An 18,694-nucleotide genomic window follows, 5' to 3' on the forward strand; every position below is an offset into this window, starting at 1 on the left:
CACTCACTTCCTAATATTTATAAGATCATTAATGATCCTTTTTCTTCCGATTTTATCCACCGTGTTGAAAATCAACTCTCTCACTTCTTTCCTATTGTAAAACGACAAAAGAGTTGTAAACTTTTCACTTAACATCTCTAAGAAATCATCAGAAGCATAATCAAGAGTAAATTTCAGTAGATTATATTTTGCTAAACCATCAATATTGTTACTCTGGTTATCACTTACTTTTATAGCGATAAAAGGTGTATTGATAGCCAATAATTCGTAAACGGTCTGACCAGCTGCAGTAATAGCAAAGTCAGCTTCAAGCATTAAATCGCGCATCAATTCTCCATTAATATCTTTGTATAATTTTACATTATCTAAAGACTCAGATGCTTCATGAATCATTTTTAAATTTTTATATGAGGTAGTAGTTATTATACTAAAGATAATATTTGGATAGCTTATACATATATGCTTCAATATTTTCGGTGTTAAGTTCCTTATATCAGATCCTCCCATTGTCACTAAGACATGACTGACCGTTTTTTTTATTTGTTTAGTATGATCCTTAATAAAAGGCGCTCGAAGTATGATATATTTCTGACCTAGAAGATATGTGTTTTTTGTATTATTTAAATAATTTATATTATCGGTATTTAGAGAAGGATTAACCACTATCCCCCTTGGATAATTCAATCTGCCTATATCATCAATAAACAACGTTTGTTTAGCATTGTATGAAATAACTTCACATATTTCCTGATCGGCTAAATAGGAATCCACAATACAATAATCTTCATTATTTATCGTTTCATTGATAAAAGATTTAGACAACCAATTTATGTTTGTATAATCTATATTATCCATGAGTTTTGCGTTATCGAGGTGTCCATTAATAATAAAATCTACTTCAAATCCTCTATCCCTGATTTCTTCATATAAAGACAGACACCTCGAAATATGACCATATCCTATCGTACTACCACCTTCAGTGAAAATTTTAACTTTCATATCAGCAACCCTACCTCATTTTTTTCTGTTCAACATGTTGATTAATTTTATATAATGAATGATCGTTATTAAAAAGCTCAATTATATCGCTCATGTAAAAATCATGCTGACCTTGATAAAGTCTTTGATAAATTTTATTAATTAAAGAAAAATCTTCTTTAGTGTCTAAAGTCCATCTATGATGCGAAAAATCAACATCATTCTTATAATAAAATACTTTGTCGCTATTTTCATAAATATATGGCGTTACATGTTCACGTTGATAGGCTTCTTTTGCTTCCATGTGTGATTTTTTTAATGCTTCATACGAAAAAATTTCAACATCTAAACCTCTAGGATATGTTCTTTGAGAAGTATCTGATCCTGCATTTGAAACAATTTCGTAGTCCTTATTCAAATAAAACTCTATCATTTTATCTAATATTTTAGGATCAATTAATGGGCAATCCGATGTAACCCTAACAACTACGTCAATATGATTTTCCTCAGCTGCATAATAATAACGGCTAAGCACATCGAACTCATTGCCACGAAATACGCTAACACCACACTTAAGTGATAGTTTTTCTATGCAATTATCCTTTTCATCTGAAGTAGTTGCAATGATAATTTTATCAACATACTTAGATTGTTTCACGCGTGTAATTACATGATCCAGAATAGGTTTATCTTCCACTTCTTTCATTACTTTTCCGGGTAACCGTGCTGAACCCATTCTAGCTTGTATTATGACACCTATTTTCATCTTATTACCCTACTTTCGATACCTATTTAAAGCTCGATACAAAGCTTGAATAACATCATTAACATCTGATTCGGTCATTTTAGGAAAAAGAGGAAGTGTGATTATATTTTCATATAATTCTTCTGCCTTTGGACACAGACCACGTTTATAACCTAATTCCTGATAATAACTTAAGTAATAGACTGGTATATAATGAACATTAACACCGATATTCTCTTTGATTAGCCTTTCAAATAATTCTTTTCTATTAACAGCTAATTTGCTTTTATTTAACTTAATAATATACAAATGCCAACTTGAGGATGTTTCATTTAATTGATGAGGAGTAATGACTTCATCAAGATTTTTGAACGCATTATTATAAAGCGAAACAAATTTTTTCCTTAAGTTAACAAACTTATCAACTTTCTTTAGTTGACTTTTTCCTAGTGCTGCCTGTATATCCGTCATTCTATAATTATATCCAAGAAATTGCATATCATAATACCATGGCCCATCATCATCGATTAATTTATTTCTATTTCTTGTAATACCATGAGATCTAAACTGAATTAAAGCCTCATAATATCTCCTATTATTGGTGGTTATTATACCTCCTTCACCAGTTGTTATATGTTTGACCGGGTGAAAACTAAACATCGTCATATCGCTTATTGAACCGACTTTTCTGTTCTTATAAGTTGCACCTATAGCGTGAGCAGCATCCTCTATCACAACTAAATTGTATTTTTTAGCTATATCTAAAATTTCATCTAAATTAGCTGGTTGGCCTGTAAAGTCTACAGGTATGATTGCTTTTGTTTTAGAGGTAATCTTTTTTTTGATCTCATTGGGATCAATATTATATGTTTGATTATTAATATCAGCAAAAATGGGTTTCCCACCTTGATATAATATACAATTTGCACTTGCTGCAAACGTCATTGGTGTGGTTATTACCTCATCCCCTTTTTCAATTCCTGCTGCGAAACATGCCCCGTGTAAAGCGGCAGTACCGTTTGAAAAAGCAACCGCATATTTTGCATCTACATTTGAAGCAAAAGCTTGCTCGAATTCTGTAACTACTGGTCCTGTGGTTAGGTAATCACTTTGTAATACTTTAATGACTTCATTAACATCAGCTTCATCTACCCATTGCCGACCATATGGTAAATATTCTGCCCTTATTCTTTGATTTTTGGCCATTAAATTACTCCAATCAAATAGTCTATTCTTTTATGAATTGTTTCAATTGCTCAACAGATAACCAATCATCATTTAGATCACTACTGTATTTAAAATTATCATTTAAAAAAATGTTTTTTTCACTAGCTCTGTCACTCCACCACGGAAATTCTGGTTGAATGACATAGTAAGTTCCAAAATCAACTGTATGTCTAGCATCATCTTCAGTAATCATAACTTCATGTAACTTTTCCCCTGGTCTTATCCCTATAAAATCAAGTTGACAGTCTGGGGCAACAGCTCTAGCCAAATCCGTTACTTTCATACTTGGTATTTTAGGCACAAATATTTCACCACCGATCATTCTGTCAAAGCTATTAATAACGAATTGAACGCCTTGGTCTAATGTAATCCAAAACCTTGTCATTCTCTCGTCGGTAATTGGTATTCGGCCAGTATGTTGAATTTTTTTAAAAAATGGAACGACACTGCCTCTACTACCAACTACATTTCCATACCTTACAACAGCAAATCGTGTGCCTTTATCACCAGCATAAGAATTTCCTGCTACAAATAGTTTATCTGATGCTAATTTCGTTGCCCCATATAAATTTATCGGTGCTGCCGCTTTATCAGTACTTAATGCGATTACTTTATTAACCCCTTTGTCAATAGCTGCTTCAATAATATTCTGCGCACCATTAATATTCGTTTTTACTGCTTCAAACGGATTATACTCACAGGCATCCACATGTTTCATTGCAGCAGCATGGACAACATAATCAATGCCTTCAAATGCTCTATATAGTCTATCTTTATCTCTAACGTCACCAATAAAATACCGTAACCTATTATCACTAAATTCTTGCTTCATCTCATACTGCTTCAATTCATCTCTACTAAAGACGACAACCTTTTTCACCTGACTGGTTAGAATATTTTTAATAAATTTCTTCCCAAAAGAACCTGTGCCACCTGTTACTAATATATTTTTGTTGTTCAAAAAGTTCATCTTTATCTCCCTATTCTAGATCTAGTTCAGCGATCCAATTTTTTAGCTCTTCATATGCAGGTAATAAAACATTTAATGTTAGTTCTATCTCCTGTAAGAATCTATTCATAGCATCAACTATAGTCTCTGTCTTCTTGAGAATATCTTTCTCAAATTTCACTTCTTTAATCTTAGTAATTGTTATCTTTAAAACAACATGAATAGCTGGCACAATAAAAACCTGGTAAAATTGATTTTTAATTACATGATTAATTTTTTTGTCATATTTAACAAGCAAGTTATTAATTTCTTTTTCGTATGCGATATTATTTTTTTCACTTAATACCTTAATAATTTTTTTTAATTCATAAAATGTATTGATGAATTCATGAAAACTTAATTCCATACTGTTTTGCTGAGTAATTATCGCAGCATAGTTCTTGTCAATAGTTGAATAATTTTTATACCATCCCGATTCTACAACTGGTTGATTTAGCTTATCCTCTACTACAGTTTTCAACGGTTGGTAGGTCGTTCCTTTAATAGCCGCTCCGCCATTTGTAGTATTAATAATTGTTTCATTGTTACTTGACGAAATCACTTTTTCCATTGTCCTTTTCATCCTAAGAAAACTTTCGTTAGTTAACACCTTTTCTCCATGTACATCTGTTGTTTCAACTGCAAAATTAAGCTCTTTTTCTGAAAGACTTGTTGTCCTCTTTTCATATTGAATACCTTCTGCATAAAATTTATTATGCTTAAATGCAAAATTTTGACCAACTAAGATAATTGGACCTGTTTGAAGTTTTAAAAGCAACTGCAACGTTATTACAGCAATTGAAGGTGCATCGAATATTATGTCTTCTTGTCTCATATGTTCAATAAGATAATACGGGCTAATATGGTCTTGACTTGTAAGCATGTGCAATTTCGGTCCTTGGTAATGCTTAAGTGTTTCATAACCAACACTTGTCCCAAATATCATGGGAATCGTCTTGATATCATTTTCGATCAAGTCACTAAATACTTGATCATTGTGTCCTTGTGGATCATAGGTACATACCGCATCAGGGTAAATATTGTTTTTAAGTAGTGTTTTATTAGCAGATCCTACTGAAAAGATATAAGCAAGCTTGTTTTCTTTAATATAGTGAAGATTCTTAATTTCTTCATTCAGTGAAGGACCGGCTGATACTATTACTACCGGCTTATCTTTAAAATGCGCTCTCATCTGGTTAGATAATATATTTGGTGTTTTAATCGTTTGAGCGAGGTTCATAATACTATTTAAAGTCCATCGTTTCCCAAAAGCCGTGTTTGTGCGCAAACTTACTCGTGTTTTTTTAGTACTATTTTTAAAAGTAGTTAAGAATTGACTGTGCTTCTCCTCGAAAATCCGCTGATAACTAGGTAAAGCTACTAGAAGGACTCTTTTGTTTATCACTCCTATAAAAGCACTAATAAAACTATCTCTATCAGCTTCAGATTGCTCGATATGTATATGTTTAATTTTATGAATCGGTAGCTCTTCTATTTTCTTTATGTCAAAGAAACAGTTAGCAATGCTATGATCTGGTTCATAAATAGAAACTGTTAGTTTAGGAAACTTTTGCATAAACGCACTAATATGATAACCTAATCCCATTCCATAAAATAAAACATGATCATATTTTTCGATATCAGCCTCATACTGCTTAATAAATTGCTCAGCTTCTTTCACAGGATCATATTTACTATGTAAATAGACATCACTTGTTTTGTTAGTTAACTGAAGAGTAGGTAAACCTGATTTGGTTTCAACTTTTTTTATAGAAAATGGTGAAGTTTCATTTTCTTTTTCTAACAAATAACTTCTAAGATCCGGATAATGTTTTTTTAAATATAAAATATTATCAATTAACATCTTTTCTTTCACCTTCTTGATCTATACATGCAGTAAACGATGATTTAAGCTCTTCCATCATAGGCATGACCTCATAATTTATAATATCTGCAATTAATGTTTGATCTCTCATTTTAATAGCATCTTCTAAGTGAACTAATTCCATCCTAAGTTTTGTATAAATAACAATAAAGTTATCCCAATTTGATGGTTGTTTCCTTGCCTGGTCTATCGCTTCATATAGGTGATCAAGCCAAGTTATCCCCTCGATCAGCTGTTCTAGCACTCCCCAAGCCTCTTGATCAGGCGTTTGATAAAATTTCTCGGTTAACTTTTCTATTTCTGGTAAAGCTCGAATTAAATAGGCTTCCCCAGACAAATACAGCTCATTCAAAAGTTCTGATTCTGTCTTTAACACGACTTCTATCTCTTCAATTTCAGTAATTTTATCAGAAATAACGAGATCAAATTGTTGATATACTTCTTCATTATCAACCACTAAATGGCTAAAATGTTGATCCGAATGATTAACCACTTCTTCTATCCAACTGATTATTTGATTTACCGATTCTATATGATTTTCAAATGTTTTATGTTTTGAACCAATCGTCACGATCATTATATTAACCCCATTCATTATATTTTTATTCTTTATCTATTATATCGACAAAACCATACGAAGTTCAATTCAATCCGACAGATTGACAACTTTTATTCAAAAAAAAAGCTATCTCAAATGAGATAGCTTTTCCAAAAAAATTATTGTAATAATTGTAATACACCTTGAGGTGTTTGGTTAGCTTGTGCCAACATAGATTGAGAAGCTTGAGTAAGGATGTTATTCTTAGTGAATTCCATCATTTCTTTCGCCATATCTACGTCACGGATACGTGATTCAGCAGCTGTTAAGTTCTCTTGAGATGCACCTAAGTTGTTGATTGTGTGCTCAAGACGGTTTTGTACCGCACCAAGTGCTGAACGTTGGCTTGATACTGCAGTAATTGCAGAATCAATGATTGCAACTGCATCGTCAAAATCTCCACCAGAAACAAAAGTAGATAGATCTAGAGTATCTAAACCACTTGCTAAATCTTCAGCTCTCATTGATTCAATATTTATTGAAAGTTGTTGTTCTGCATTTGCACCAATTTGGAAAATTAATTCATCACCACTCGCACCGAAGTCACCAGTTAATAAGTCTTTTCCGTTGAATTGAGTACGATCAGCAATGCCGTCAATTTCCTCAAGTAAAGCAGAGATTTCGTCTTGGATAGAATCTAAATCTTCTTGTTCTTGTGTACCAAGGTTACCCGCTTGAACAGTAAGTTCACGCATACGTTGAAGGATTGCATGTGTTTCAGTTAACGCACCTTCAGCTGTTTGGATTAAAGAAATACCATCTTGCGAATTTTTTTGTGCCATTTCAAGACCACGGATTTGACCACGCATTTTTTCAGAGATTGCAAGACCTGCTGCGTCATCTCCTGCACGGTTAATACGAAGACCTGAAGATAATTTTTCTAATGAACTTTGGACACCACTTTGGTTACCTGATAGTTGGCGGTGTGTGTTTAACGCCGCGATATTGTGATTAATTCTCACGATAAATTCCTCCTTGAGTTATATAATTTGCCACATCCTTGTGGCGCACATACAGAACGAAAGCGGCCGTCTTTCATTCTGTTGTTTGCTTACAATAGTAATATCGGATCAGGAAATGAAAAGTTAAGTATTTTTTTTATCTTTTTTAAAAAAATTTAGTAGATCGATCTCATTATTTGTCGCTTCACTGTTTTCTTGTTGGATATCTAGATAGATTTCCTTACGATGTATATCAATCTGTTTAGGGGCAGAGATCCCTAATTTAATTTGATCACCATCAATGCCAACTATTTTAACTTCAATATCATCACCGATTTGAATGGATTCGTTTAGCTTTCGTGTCAGGACAAGCATCTTCTTATACCCCCTGCTTTTCAACAGGCACAATTGGGGCGCGTGTTGCGTAATTTGGATCGTTCGTAATATATTGCTTAGCCAAACGTTGTTTATGATTTAAAACAATGGGTGCCTGTAGGTTGATGGTACTCTGCTGAAACTGATCCTTTAACGTTAAAATACCATAGACACGAACGTCTTCTGGTGTTGTAATTGATAATTGTTCAAGAATGCTATCATCTAAATCAATTTGATAATCTTGATAAAATTGGTAAGGACTTGCTAAAACAAAAGCAACCGTTTCTTGATCAATCGATTGTAAAATTTCAAAAGTGGGATTATCAGGTAAATCCATCAGAATAAATTTTTTCTGATTTTGAAATCCTGGTAAACCGTTTGGGAAGGTGATGACGTGTTGTTCATTAATTTCTACTTCTCCGAAATATTTGGTTTGTATCTTCATAATTCAGCCCTTCTTCATTAGATTGACATTTCAAATTGAAAATTGCGGAAAACAAGCGGTTCAAAATCAACTTGCAGATCATTTTCTTGTCTGATACCCGTCCTCGCATAGCCTGGTGAATAGGACATGATCGGATTATTCGGTGTATTGCGAATCAGCGGTGCATTGACGTTGACCCGAATATCGACCTCTGCTGGCTGATAATCCGTCTTTACAGCAAATGTCGATGGAATCCAACCAATGTTAAATTGCTTGTCTGGCTTGTACGCATGTCTAACTGCCTGACTGATAAGAGGTGTGCCCCCATTTTCGATCTTCATTTGCTCATTACCATCATTAACTCGTCGTGCAATGCCTTGTAGTACCTTTTGATAGCCACGCTTCGCCTCATCTTGATGTGCTTGTTTAACACTTTTCAACCCCATATCATACCATGCTTGAGACTGATCAATCGTTAGGCGAGATGGCGTGGTGTTTATCGTCACCTCTGCTTCTGGCTGTTGAATCTCTTGTGTTGCTTTCGGTTGTTGGATCTGTACTTGAGCATGCTCAGTCTCAATCGAGATTAATGCTTGCTGCGATTGCAATCGGACTTGTGGTAAACGCATATCATCACTTCCTGTGTCATTGAGTCATTGATAAAAAACTAATGGACAATCGTGCAAAAAAGCTCGTCACATCAGTGACGAAGCTTTTTTATCGCATAAAGTCGAGTAGTGATGGCTGAAGAACACGGGCACCAGCACTTAGTGACGCACGATGAACAGCCTCTTGCATGACTAAGTTCATAATCACTTCTTCAAGGTCAATATCTTCATTATCTGACATCATACTTTTCGCACTAATATTCTGATTCGCTAGTCGATTTTCGATTAAGTCAATACGATTCATCCGACCACCAATCGTCGCCCGCTCATCCAATGTTGTTTGGGTATGCCCTTCAATCATATTAAGGAAAGGAGCAATGTCTTCATCTGGTGTGTTTTCATCATCTAATGCACTAAACAGTTCTTGCAAATCGACAAAGAAATCCTCAGTAAATACATTAGTAGGGTTTGAATTGGCTTGGAACTTCACACCCGATGAGACTTCAATTAAAACCTGACCATCATTATCGGAAACCTCGAACGTCCCATCATCGTTACGAATAAATGGTTGAACCCGATTGCCATCACCGTCAACTTCACCGGTTGTATCTGTCCCATTAAAAATGAATTTACCGTTCACACGCGTATTTGCAACATCAATCAATTGATCAATCAGTTGATCAACTTCTTTCGCAATATTAGCGCGATCATCACCGTCATAGGTACCGTTACTTGCTTGCACCGTTAATTCATTAATACGATGTAAGATTTGGGTGGTTTCATCCATCGCATCGTCTGTGTTATTAAGCCAATTATGCACTTCACTTAAGTTCCGCTCATATTGCTCGATATTAGAAAGCTGTGAACGATAACCCATCCCTTTCATCGCGACAACAGGGTCATCTGATGGACGAGTAATCTTCTTTCCTGTCGATAATTGATTCATATACTTACTTAAACTACCATAACTACTGCCGATATTTTTCAACATATTATTTGAAATCATACTTTGTGATACACGCATGTTACTCACCTACCTCCCTACTAAGCCCATTTGATTGATAATGCGATCAAGCATCTCATCAACTGCAGTCATGCCTCGAGCTGCTGCATTGTAGGCGTGTTGGAATTTGATTAAATCTGTCATTTCTTCATCAAGTGAAACAGAACTTACGGACATCCGGTTTTCTTCAACTTGTTGGCGAAGCACCTCACTGTTGTCTCTCATTCGATTCGCTTCTTTTGTCTTGACACCTAACTCACCAATCAATGATTGATAAAAACTCTTCACTGATGTTCTTGTGCCTAAACCGACATCAAGTTTGTTGTAAACTTCAGCTAACTCAATCGCATTGGTACCATCACCACTATCCCCATTTAAGCTCGCTGCAATTAAATCAGGGTCATCGATAATCGCTTGGTTAACTGTAATCGTAGCTAAAGGATCATCGGGATCGAAAACAAAGAAATCAATACCCGCATCACCATTTAAATCTAAACCATTTTGATGGGTTGCATTAAATTCATTAGCATAAGTGACTAACATCGATTCAAGGTCTGCTAGGACATCATTGTAATAACCAGCTACTTCACCACCAGCATCAATATAACCATTCATTTCCATCAGTGCTTTGATGGAACCATTTGTATTAAAATCATCAGCTTCTATATCATTAATGTCTCCTGTTTCAGCATTAGTAAACGTAAATGACTCGATATTGTTATCATCATCATAACTGATATCAATTTGACTTATCGAGCGTGTTGCTCCATCGACAAGGGTAACCTCTTCGCCTACATTTTTAAGTTTTACTGTTGCAATACCTTCAGCAATAGGGCTTGGTTGACCACTACTTTTATCATAGCTGACATCAATATCAACCATGGTTGATAGACTGTCTAACAAGCGGTCACGCTCATCGTAAAGATCATTTGGAACTAAACCATGTGGTTCTATTTTAGCAATTTCATTGTTAATGTCGTTAATTTGTCTAAGAACTGAATTCAAATCATCAGCTGTGACATCCATTTGATTTTTCAAATCATTTTGGACATCGCGAATTGAGGAGGCTAAATATTGAAATGTCTCTGTTAAAGCTTGGGCATTTTGGACGACAACAGAACGTGTTCCTGTGTGATCTGCATCCCCGTTCAAATCTTGCAGACTGTTATAAAAATCTTCCATAATAAAAGCTAATCCTTCTTCACTCGGCTCATTAAGTAAATCTTCAATCTGTTTTAGCACCTGTGCCTGCGTTTGATAAAAACCATGCTTACTATTTTCTGTTCGGTACTGGACATCTAAGAAACGATCACGAATACGTTCAATTGAACCGGCTTGAACCCCGCTACCAATACCGCTTGTCACACCACCTGGTTCACGGCTAGCTGTTAAGGTATTAATTTGTTCAAAATTAACACGTTGACGCGTATAGCCAGCTGTGTTCGCATTAGAAATGTTATGTGATGTGGTATATAAAGCAGATTGTTGCGTGTTAAGCGCACGCTTCGCCATTTCTAAACCATGAAACGTTGAAGTCATTAAAACTCCTCCTATGCTTTTGAATCAAAAACAGATCGTTTACTTTGAGGATCGTTTTGATTTTTAATATTTCCGTAATTCATTTGTTTAATAGATGGGGCTATCATATCTAGATTCATCTGAACAAATTGTAAGGATTGATTGGTTAATTGCTGATTCAGCCCTTCTTGCGCTTTCAACTGCACAAGCGTTTCAGCTAATTTTGTTGTCAATGATTCAAGCTGGTTACGCTCCTCACCGTCAGGCAACGCTTCTAATATTGTCGTAACGGTTACATCATCACTGACCATTTGATTTGTTTCCGACCAAACCTTTGTACTGTCAAGCCTTTTTTTCTCCATGGTGTCTACAGCTTGGATATGCTTCTGCTCAGTCTTTAATAGCTTTTGCAAGGTCGTAATATCACCTTTTTTTAATAACTCCGTCTTTTGAAAAGATAGCTCTAGTAAGCTTTGATGGAGTTGTAACAGTCGCTCAAGTGACGACAGGATCGACCGAATTGACATAAAGCAAAATCCTCCTTCGTTCATTTCTTAAACAGTGCTTTGGTCAGGTTCATTCTTTTATATAGAGTAACTCAAAAACAAGCCTTCCATCCGTGGGCGTTGTTTTCCTACTTATTTGCGCCAGAATGTTAGCATTTTCTTGGCAACTTGTTCTGCTTCTACTTTATATTGACCAGCATCTACTTCTTGTTTAATTGCATTAACATGCTGTTCTCTAGCAGGATGAACACCATTAAACTCTTGCATTTTCTTTGCTTGGTCCGAAATTTGCAGTTGGTCTGCCTTTTTCTGATGTTCAGAGCGTATCGGCGTCTGTCGATGTAACTGCTTTTGATACGGGTTCACGTTCGGTTGATTTGTGCCGTTAATTTTCAAGACCGTTCACCTTCTTTCTTAGCGGCTTACTTTTACTAATATTTATATCGGCGAATGCCTAAAATTGTTTAATCTTTTTTATTGAATTTATCCACAGCAAAATAAGTTCTTTGTCTTTCACGTTCTTCAGCCTTTTGTCGTTCTTTTAATGTCTCAATTTCTTCTTGCTTTTTCAAATCTTTTGATAAATCTGTTGAGCAGTCAGAACATAATTTCCCTTCTTTTATCTGTTGTCCACAACGATCACAAGGATATGTTAAATTAGGAAATTGACTTGCTCGCAGACGGTTTTCTCTAACAAACTTAATAATGAGTTCTTCTTCCACACCCGTTCCTTCGACAATTTCCAGCACCGTTGCTTGACGATTTTCCCTCTTTTTCATAAATTCATAAACAATTTGAAATTTTTCCTCTTCTTCTTTATAACAATCTTGGCAAACAGGGCGTGATAGCCGAACAAACAATTTGCCACAATTTACGCAGTTTTCTAATTCACCCATGATGAACCCCACCTTTTTTATCTTAATCTTGTCCTCATTATAGCATAAAACGAGCCTTCAATCAGTGGCGGTTTTGGTTCTTCTCACACTGATTTTTAGTTGAGTCAATCAGGACATTAGCGACCGTTAACTTCCGCCTGAGTAGATGAGTTCTATTTCTCTATTTGCCTCTGGCGTTTTTACGGACGTTTATTTGTGATAAATATCGACGATTTTCGTTGGTTTTGAAGGGTTATCTTACTAAAGTAAAGCTAGAAATGTTTCGATAGCCGTTTTTTTGTAGTATAAGTGCAGCATGATGAATGGTAGCACCTGTTGTGTAGATATCGTCGATTAACATAATCAACTCTGTATCTACTTGGTTGAAAAGTTCAAAGGGATTATTCATTCTTAACCGTTGTTTACGATTTTTCTTTGCTTGTTTCTCTCCTTCCGTTCGTTTTAATAGCTGGACAGAAGGATAAGGGAGACATTTGGCGACCGCTTCTGCCTGATTAAAACCTCGACTTCGAAGACGCTCACTACTTAATGGGATCGGGACAAGCACTGTCTTTTTTGGTAATTTGGGGTAACTCATTTTAAATGTCTTCTGGATCATTAAAGACAGGGGTTCAATTAATATATAATCCCCACGATATTTAAAGCGCGCGATCAAGTCTTTTAAAAAAGGATTATAACGATAAACTGCACGATTTTTATTAATAAGCTTGTGTGAACGCCACCGATTACAATCGTTACAAATACCGGGATCATTACGGCCACAATATTGACAAGTCGGCTTTTCAATAACATACAATTGAGCCTGACAATCCGAGCATAATGACTTGTCGTGGTTAAAGTCGAAGAGATGACACCAAGTTGGCTGATTTTCTAACTTTTGATCACAATTTACACAGTAAATAAAGCATCATTCCTTTTCTAAAAACCCGCTTTTTTGTTCATGCGCTCAATCGCTTTTACAGCGTGAGCAATCGCTTTGGTTTTTCCATTACAAATAAAAATGACATCTCCATTGGGATCATTCGGGTCTCGCCCTGCTCTCCCGGCAATTTGCACGAGTGCTGCTTGATCAAAAACATGGTGATCGGCCTGAAGTACAACCACATCGACAGCTGGAAAAGTAACACCACGTTCTAGTATTGTCGTTGTTATTAAAATGTCCAGCTGTTTATCCCGGAATTGACGCACTTTATCTATCCGTTCGGTATCATTAGCGTGGACAGCCATGACTTTCTGAGTAGGGTGTTGCCGTTTTATAACAGGGAACAATAGGTTGGCTCGTTTAATTGTAGCAGTAAAAATAAGTAATTGTCGACTTGGATCAGTACGTCCTTTATGCCACTTCCAAAGGGAGGTTAAACCGTGGGATTGATCAAATAGCGGAACGATTTTCAATTGGGGGACAGGCAACGGATAGCCGTGATAGCGAACAGGGACAAAAATTGTAGGTAGACGTTTAAGTCGTTTCTCTCTAGGTGTTGCTGTTAAGTATATCGTTGTTGCATGATGTTTTTGTGCACGCTTTGTTGCATAAGGAAGACTTGCATCAGCATGAAATGGAAAAGCATCGACTTCATCAATAATCATGACATCAAAGGCTTGCTGATAGCGTAACAGTTGATGCGTCGTTGCAATGGTCAGTTGACCTGTCTGTTGATGTCCACCACTTCCACCATATAATCCAACAATCTTAACGCCAGAAAAGGCTTGTTCAAAACGTGGGAGGAGTTCTCTAACAACATCGGCTCTTGGCGTTGCTAGGCAAATCCGTTTTTGAGATTTTAAAGCAAGTGCTATACCTTCAAACAACATTTCCGTCTTACCCGCGCCACAGACAGCATGGATGAGTAAGCGGGTTTGACCTGTTTCTATGGCATGATAAATCCAGTTAGATGCTTTCTGTTGATCTCGTGTAAGGTGACCCGACCAGACCATTGGTTGAGGTACTTGGGGCCAAACCGGCGTTGGACCTGTCCACAAATAAAGCGTTGTACATGCCATCACGCGTCCCATACTAATACATTTCCGACAATAAGCGTGTGTCTTGTTACATGTTGAACAGGGAATTTTACCAAATAGGTGTCGTCGTTTATTGCCACAACGCCGACATTGAAGAGATAGGAAGTTTTTTAAAAAAGGCGAACAAGCAGTGAGTTTATTTGTTGCAAGATAATGGGCCACCTCAGCCTCTGAAAGTTGAAGCTCTTCTCTGAGAAGTAAACGTCCAGCCAATCTTTGCGCTTGATCATTCACATCATTACACATCCTTTCAATATTAATATCTATATTTTACCATGGATTCTATTTTAGACAATACCCTAATCTCACAAAACGTCAGGAGGTTTTCTTGATAATTAGAAACCCACACGCTTTTATCACAGATAACCGTTCATAACACCCAGCCCAAAATAAGAACAGGGACATCTATTTAGCTGGAACTAACGGACCGCTCATATCCTGGTTGAAGATTTATTTTACAATTAAAGTATTTTGTATTCCACTTCAGTTACAGACGATCGCTTTCCGCGGGCACGGCCTCAGCTAACTTCTCCTAGCCAAAAACGCTAGGAGAAGTGGATCTTCGGACGCGTGCTGTTCCCGCAGGAGTCGTCGTCTTTCACTTCCGTTCTATTGGTATTTTAATCTTATTAAACAGATTGAAATAATCAGTTTTAATCACTTTTTTTGGTATAATAGAAAGATAAAGTAATAAGAAAAGAGCGGTGAAAATATTATGTTAAAACAACAAACATCTCTTTCATTAAGTCCTTATATGCAACTCTATGATGCGCTTATTCCAAAAGACAACTTTCTTCGTCAAATGCACGATCTTGTTGATTTTACCTTTGTAAGCCTTGTCCCCAATAACCGTATCAAAATCCATCCCAATTTCTTTACTCTTCTTTCAGGAAAACGAAATTTGATATTCTCAAAAGAAAATAATCTACGTTTAGTTGCGCAACTGCATCCAGTGATATCAAGCGAAACACGAAAAGAAGAAACAACATTTCAGTTTAATAAAGATGTAGGGATGTATGTATGCAGCTGGGCATCTAGCAACCAGAAAGGGCATAAAACATCAGAATTCAACCACTCAAAACCCACAACTAAAATATTTTTTCGATGTGAAGAAATGTAAAGTTTGTCCGTTGCGTGAAGGTTGTTATCGAGAAGGGGCCAAAACAAAATCCTATTCGATAACAATAAAATCAACAGAACATGTGGAACAAGAAGTATTCCAGGAGACAAAGGAATTCAAACAGTTAGCCGCATCAAGGTATAAAATAGAAGCAAAAAATGCAGAGCTGAAAAATAGACACGGGTATGAAAAAGCAAGGAGCTGCCACCATTTTCGTCGTTAATATGAAACGAATGATCAAGTTAATAAATGAAAAAGAGGTGAAATAGAGTCTGTATACTCAGAAAAACAAGCATAATTTCTCACTTTTATGACGAGAATTACGCTCGTTTTTTTTATTTTATTATTACGGGAGAAAAATACTACTTTTTCAGCAGTCTCGAATAGCACGGTCCCAAGAAAGCGAGTCTATTTCACATTGCAATGACTTTTTGATAGAACCGTTCGTGTTTTAGACAATCATTTTTGTTTCGTCCCGACCTCGAGCATATGATAATTTAGTTGACTACTAGGACTTACCAACATCATTTGACGTCGAACCTATTAATAAAGACTGTTGGGATTTGTCATCTCAACAGCCTCTATGTATTTCTATTTTAAGTACCAGCCTAAGCCAAGCGATCCTTCTCCTAAGTGCGTGGCAATTACCGCACCAAAGTAACTTATTGATAACTCTACATTGGGATACCGTTTTTGTAAATCTTCAGCAATCTCCTTTGCCAATGAGGGGCAATTCGCATGAATGACGGTTGCACGTATTGGCACACCAGTTTTAGCATCTTGATCAAATAAGTCCATTAACCGTTTAAGTGCTTTCTTTTGTGTGCGAATTTTTTCAAATGGAACAATTTTAGTATCGACAAAATGAAGAATAGGCTTCACCTGCAACATGCTACCTACTAAAGCTTGTGCACCATTTAGCCTACCACCACGATGGAGGTGTGTTAAATCGTCTACTAAAAAATAGGCACGCATTGATTGTTTCATTTCATTTAATTTTGCTAGAATCGTTTCTGGTGCCTCTCCCTCTTGAGCCATTTTAGCGGCTTCTAAAGCATAAAATCCCTGTGGCATACAGCTAATTTCCGAATCAAAGACATAGACATCAATATTGTCTACCATATCACCTGCCGTTTGCATCGATTGGTAAGTCCCACTAATACCACTCGATAAATGAATAGCTACTACTGCATCATAATGTTTAGCAAGCTGATTTAACCTTTCTGTCATATAACCTATCGAAGGTTGGGAGGTCTTCGGGAATACTTTTGAATCATTAACTAATGGATAAAATGCCTCTGCTTTTAATTCAACTTCTTCTTTGTAGGACACATCTCCAAACGTCACACTTAAAGGAACCATCTCAATCTGAAATGTCCGCCTAAGATCTTCGGGTAGATATGCTGTACTATCTGTTAGAACCGCAACTTTCATTTTTATTACCGAACCTTTCTCTCACGACTATATTTGATTATGATAAAACGAACTTTCAATCCGTGGGGGATGTGTGCCTCTCCCTCTAATTGTTAGTTGAATGAATCAGCACATTGGCGCCCGTTAGCTCCCGCCTCTATAGGTGAGCTCTATTCTCTTTCTTGTGCGGGCGATTTATGGACGGTTATCTGAGATAAAATATTATTGCAATACCTTTATTTTAACGAATTCGTTGTTAAAATCATAGTAGTAACTTCAACATTTTTTGTGGAGTTGTGTGCGATGCAAAATTTGAATGGATTAACTCGACTTAATTAAATAAAAAACAATCTAGCAGTACATTACACTAGATTGCTTTCTAAGTGATTATATAACCTCTACCCAACCATTACGGATCGCTAAAACGACCGCTTGTGTTCGATCGTTAACACTCATTTTTTGTAAGATGTTGCTAACGTGATTTTTAACTGTCTTCTCACTAATATATAATGTTTCTGAAATCCCGCGATTACTTTTTCCATCCGCTAACAATTGTAATACTTCACACTCTCGACGTGTCAATAAATGGAGCGGCTTACGATATTCGATGTCTTCCAATCCACCATTTTCAACCTTGGTTAACCTTTGAAATTCTTTTACTAAATTATGTGTGACCTTTGGGTGCAAATAAGCACCGCCATCACTAACTATTTTTATTGCATCAATTAAAGCTTCTGAATCCATTTCTTTTAATAGGTAGCCTTGTGCTCCTGATTTAAGTGCATGCGTCACATAGTTCTCATCGTCATGAATCGATAGAATAATAATTTTCACAGACGGATGCTTAGCAAATAAGCGTTTCGTAGCTTGTACACCATTAATGTGTGGCATATTAATATCCATTAACACAACATCTGGCTTATGCTCTTCAACGATAGCAAGCGCTTCGTCACCATCGTCTCCTTCTGCAACCACTTCAAAGGTTTCTTCGAAGTCCAAAATCCGTTTAACACCTTCCCTAAATAATACATGATCATCAATTAAGGCTATTTTCTTTGTCATTTCTTTCCCTCCAATTCAACTCAACTTCTCATTCCAATATAGAAACCATTTTTTACATCTATTAGTCTATCTGTATCATCGGCTATTTGTCTATTTTGTGAAGTATTTGACATCAATAAAATAATGTTGAGTTATACCATTTAAAAGACTTAACCTCTGTAGCTTTTCAACAGGTATCACCTTGTCATTTCCACTCATTAATTGATTGAATTTGCCAAACTTCATACTGTACGTATGCATTCGAAAAACGCGCCTTCTTCTCTTTCAGCGAATGACTTGATTTTCTTACAGTCAATCCTTTAAAATTTTAAATGGTGTCGTTTCAAGCTTTTTAACTGAAATTTACATTTACCTAATGTGTAAAAAATGGCGAACTGTCCCTTCTCAT

21 protein-coding genes are annotated in these 18,694 nt (G+C 36.1%); 2 read left to right on the forward strand and 19 right to left on the reverse strand.

Annotated elements, in window-relative coordinates:
• Nucleotides 1–3: 3 nt before the first annotated feature.
• The 17 genes from pseG to B494_RS0102405 all read right to left on the reverse strand — a co-directional run bounded on the left by pseG (nucleotide 4) and on the right by B494_RS0102405 (nucleotide 14,693).
• Nucleotides 4–999: a UDP-2,4-diacetamido-2,4,6-trideoxy-beta-L-altropyranose hydrolase gene (gene pseG, locus B494_RS0102325; protein WP_017470748.1), complete on the reverse strand. Its 996-nt coding sequence runs from the start codon at nucleotides 997–999 to the stop codon at nucleotides 4–6.
• Between the two features lie 10 nt (nucleotides 1,000–1,009).
• A complete protein-coding gene (locus B494_RS0102330) occupies nucleotides 1,010–1,744 on the reverse strand; it encodes a cytidylyltransferase domain-containing protein (protein WP_017470749.1) in 735 nt (244 codons plus the stop codon).
• Between the two features lie 9 nt (nucleotides 1,745–1,753).
• A complete protein-coding gene (gene pseC, locus B494_RS0102335) occupies nucleotides 1,754–2,929 on the reverse strand; it encodes a UDP-4-amino-4,6-dideoxy-N-acetyl-beta-L-altrosamine transaminase (RefSeq protein WP_017470750.1) in 1,176 nt (391 codons plus the stop codon).
• Between the two features lie 22 nt (nucleotides 2,930–2,951).
• Complete coding sequence (gene pseB / locus B494_RS0102340) at nucleotides 2,952–3,920, reverse strand: UDP-N-acetylglucosamine 4,6-dehydratase (inverting) (RefSeq protein WP_017470751.1); 969 nt, start codon at nucleotides 3,918–3,920, stop codon at nucleotides 2,952–2,954.
• A gap of 10 nt (nucleotides 3,921–3,930) precedes the next feature.
• Nucleotides 3,931–5,802 (reverse strand): motility associated factor glycosyltransferase family protein, encoded by a 1,872-nt coding sequence (locus B494_RS0102345; RefSeq protein ID WP_017470752.1) that lies wholly within the window; start codon nucleotides 5,800–5,802, stop codon nucleotides 3,931–3,933.
• Nucleotides 5,792–6,400 (reverse strand): hypothetical protein, encoded by a 609-nt coding sequence (locus tag B494_RS0102350; RefSeq protein WP_017470753.1) that lies wholly within the window; start codon nucleotides 6,398–6,400, stop codon nucleotides 5,792–5,794. Before B494_RS0102350 ends, B494_RS0102345 begins: the two co-directional genes overlap by 11 nt.
• A gap of 140 nt (nucleotides 6,401–6,540) precedes the next feature.
• Complete coding sequence (gene hag / locus B494_RS0102355) at nucleotides 6,541–7,383, reverse strand: flagellin Hag (protein WP_017470754.1); 843 nt, start codon at nucleotides 7,381–7,383, stop codon at nucleotides 6,541–6,543.
• 123 nt (nucleotides 7,384–7,506) lie between these two features.
• A complete protein-coding gene (gene csrA / locus B494_RS0102360) occupies nucleotides 7,507–7,737 on the reverse strand; it encodes a carbon storage regulator CsrA (RefSeq protein WP_017470755.1) in 231 nt (76 codons plus the stop codon).
• Between the two features lie 4 nt (nucleotides 7,738–7,741).
• Nucleotides 7,742–8,182 carry a flagellar assembly protein FliW gene (gene fliW / locus B494_RS0102365; RefSeq protein WP_017470756.1) on the reverse strand — a complete coding sequence of 147 codons (441 nt, stop codon included), beginning with the start codon at nucleotides 8,180–8,182 and terminating at the stop codon, nucleotides 7,742–7,744.
• Between the two features lie 17 nt (nucleotides 8,183–8,199).
• The gene (locus B494_RS0102370) at nucleotides 8,200–8,790 is read right to left on the reverse strand and encodes a DUF6470 family protein (protein ID WP_017470757.1); all 591 of its coding nucleotides are present in this window, start codon (nucleotides 8,788–8,790) and stop codon (nucleotides 8,200–8,202) included.
• 88 nt (nucleotides 8,791–8,878) lie between these two features.
• On the reverse strand, nucleotides 8,879–9,793 hold the full coding sequence (flgL, locus tag B494_RS0102375) for a flagellar hook-associated protein FlgL (protein ID WP_017470758.1): 915 nt from the start codon (nucleotides 9,791–9,793) through the stop codon (nucleotides 8,879–8,881).
• A 9-nt stretch (nucleotides 9,794–9,802) separates the two neighbouring features.
• Nucleotides 9,803–11,311 (reverse strand): flagellar hook-associated protein FlgK, encoded by a 1,509-nt coding sequence (gene flgK / locus B494_RS0102380; RefSeq protein WP_017470759.1) that lies wholly within the window; start codon nucleotides 11,309–11,311, stop codon nucleotides 9,803–9,805.
• Nucleotides 11,312–11,322: 11 nt separating this feature from the next.
• Nucleotides 11,323–11,817 (reverse strand): flagellar protein FlgN, encoded by a 495-nt coding sequence (locus B494_RS0102385; RefSeq protein WP_017470760.1) that lies wholly within the window; start codon nucleotides 11,815–11,817, stop codon nucleotides 11,323–11,325.
• 111 nt (nucleotides 11,818–11,928) lie between these two features.
• A complete protein-coding gene (gene flgM / locus B494_RS0102390) occupies nucleotides 11,929–12,192 on the reverse strand; it encodes a flagellar biosynthesis anti-sigma factor FlgM (protein ID WP_017470761.1) in 264 nt (87 codons plus the stop codon).
• Nucleotides 12,193–12,260: 68 nt separating this feature from the next.
• Complete coding sequence (locus B494_RS0102395) at nucleotides 12,261–12,692, reverse strand: TIGR03826 family flagellar region protein (protein ID WP_017470762.1); 432 nt, start codon at nucleotides 12,690–12,692, stop codon at nucleotides 12,261–12,263.
• 232 nt (nucleotides 12,693–12,924) lie between these two features.
• On the reverse strand, nucleotides 12,925–13,269 hold the full coding sequence (locus B494_RS21385; protein ID WP_241211388.1) for a ComF family protein: 345 nt from the start codon (nucleotides 13,267–13,269) through the stop codon (nucleotides 12,925–12,927).
• A gap of 341 nt (nucleotides 13,270–13,610) precedes the next feature.
• Nucleotides 13,611–14,693: a DEAD/DEAH box helicase family protein gene (locus B494_RS0102405; RefSeq protein WP_241211389.1), complete on the reverse strand. Its 1,083-nt coding sequence runs from the start codon at nucleotides 14,691–14,693 to the stop codon at nucleotides 13,611–13,613.
• A 733-nt stretch (nucleotides 14,694–15,426) separates the two neighbouring features.
• On the opposite strand from B494_RS0102405, the gene B494_RS21115 reads away from it, so the two are divergent.
• Complete coding sequence (locus tag B494_RS21115; protein ID WP_083855710.1) at nucleotides 15,427–15,831, forward strand: hypothetical protein; 405 nt, start codon at nucleotides 15,427–15,429, stop codon at nucleotides 15,829–15,831.
• Nucleotides 15,728–16,054, forward strand: coding sequence for a transposase (locus tag B494_RS19840; RefSeq protein ID WP_017470765.1), 327 nt, complete (start codon nucleotides 15,728–15,730; stop codon nucleotides 16,052–16,054). The genes B494_RS21115 and B494_RS19840 overlap by 104 nt, the downstream gene beginning before the upstream one ends.
• Nucleotides 16,055–16,422: 368 nt before the next feature.
• Here B494_RS19840 and B494_RS0102415 read toward each other — a convergent pair whose 3' ends face one another.
• Complete coding sequence (locus tag B494_RS0102415) at nucleotides 16,423–17,265, reverse strand: DegV family protein (RefSeq protein WP_017470766.1); 843 nt, start codon at nucleotides 17,263–17,265, stop codon at nucleotides 16,423–16,425.
• Nucleotides 17,266–17,631: 366 nt separating this feature from the next.
• The gene (locus B494_RS0102420) at nucleotides 17,632–18,306 is read right to left on the reverse strand and encodes a response regulator (protein ID WP_017470767.1); all 675 of its coding nucleotides are present in this window, start codon (nucleotides 18,304–18,306) and stop codon (nucleotides 17,632–17,634) included.
• Nucleotides 18,307–18,694 lie beyond the last annotated feature (388 nt).

The organism is Amphibacillus jilinensis Y1 (assembly GCF_000306965.1).
GTDB lineage: Bacteria > Bacillota > Bacilli > Bacillales > Amphibacillaceae > Amphibacillus_C > Amphibacillus_C jilinensis.

Bases quoted from the DNA above. Each gene is read 5' to 3' on its own strand.
- B494_RS19840 (WP_017470765.1), top strand. From the start codon at position 15,728: ATGTATGCAGCTGGGCATCTAGCAACCAGAAAGGGCATAAAACATCAG.
- B494_RS0102350 (WP_017470753.1), bottom strand. From the start codon at position 6,400: ATGATCGTGACGATTGGTTCAAAACATAAAACATTTGAAAATCATATA.
- pseC (WP_017470750.1), bottom strand. From the start codon at position 2,929: ATGGCCAAAAATCAAAGAATAAGGGCAGAATATTTACCATATGGTCGG.
- flgK (WP_017470759.1), bottom strand. From the start codon at position 11,311: ATGACTTCAACGTTTCATGGTTTAGAAATGGCGAAGCGTGCGCTTAAC.
- B494_RS0102330 (WP_017470749.1), bottom strand. From the start codon at position 1,744: ATGAAAATAGGTGTCATAATACAAGCTAGAATGGGTTCAGCACGGTTA.
- pseB (WP_017470751.1), bottom strand. From the start codon at position 3,920: ATGAACTTTTTGAACAACAAAAATATATTAGTAACAGGTGGCACAGGT.
- B494_RS0102385 (WP_017470760.1), bottom strand. From the start codon at position 11,817: ATGTCAATTCGGTCGATCCTGTCGTCACTTGAGCGACTGTTACAACTC.
- B494_RS0102345 (WP_017470752.1), bottom strand. From the start codon at position 5,802: ATGTTAATTGATAATATTTTATATTTAAAAAAACATTATCCGGATCTT.
- csrA (WP_017470755.1), bottom strand. From the start codon at position 7,737: ATGCTTGTCCTGACACGAAAGCTAAACGAATCCATTCAAATCGGTGAT.
- B494_RS0102415 (WP_017470766.1), bottom strand. From the start codon at position 17,265: ATGAAAGTTGCGGTTCTAACAGATAGTACAGCATATCTACCCGAAGAT.
- B494_RS0102395 (WP_017470762.1), bottom strand. From the start codon at position 12,692: ATGGGTGAATTAGAAAACTGCGTAAATTGTGGCAAATTGTTTGTTCGG.
- B494_RS0102405 (WP_241211389.1), bottom strand. From the start codon at position 14,693: ATGGCATGTACAACGCTTTATTTGTGGACAGGTCCAACGCCGGTTTGG.
- B494_RS21385 (WP_241211388.1), bottom strand. From the start codon at position 13,269: ATGAGTTACCCCAAATTACCAAAAAAGACAGTGCTTGTCCCGATCCCA.
- fliW (WP_017470756.1), bottom strand. From the start codon at position 8,182: ATGAAGATACAAACCAAATATTTCGGAGAAGTAGAAATTAATGAACAA.
- pseG (WP_017470748.1), bottom strand. From the start codon at position 999: ATGAAAGTTAAAATTTTCACTGAAGGTGGTAGTACGATAGGATATGGT.
- flgL (WP_017470758.1), bottom strand. From the start codon at position 9,793: ATGCGTGTATCACAAAGTATGATTTCAAATAATATGTTGAAAAATATC.
- B494_RS0102420 (WP_017470767.1), bottom strand. From the start codon at position 18,306: ATGACAAAGAAAATAGCCTTAATTGATGATCATGTATTATTTAGGGAA.
- B494_RS21115 (WP_083855710.1), top strand. From the start codon at position 15,427: ATGTTAAAACAACAAACATCTCTTTCATTAAGTCCTTATATGCAACTC.
- B494_RS0102370 (WP_017470757.1), bottom strand. From the start codon at position 8,790: ATGCGTTTACCACAAGTCCGATTGCAATCGCAGCAAGCATTAATCTCG.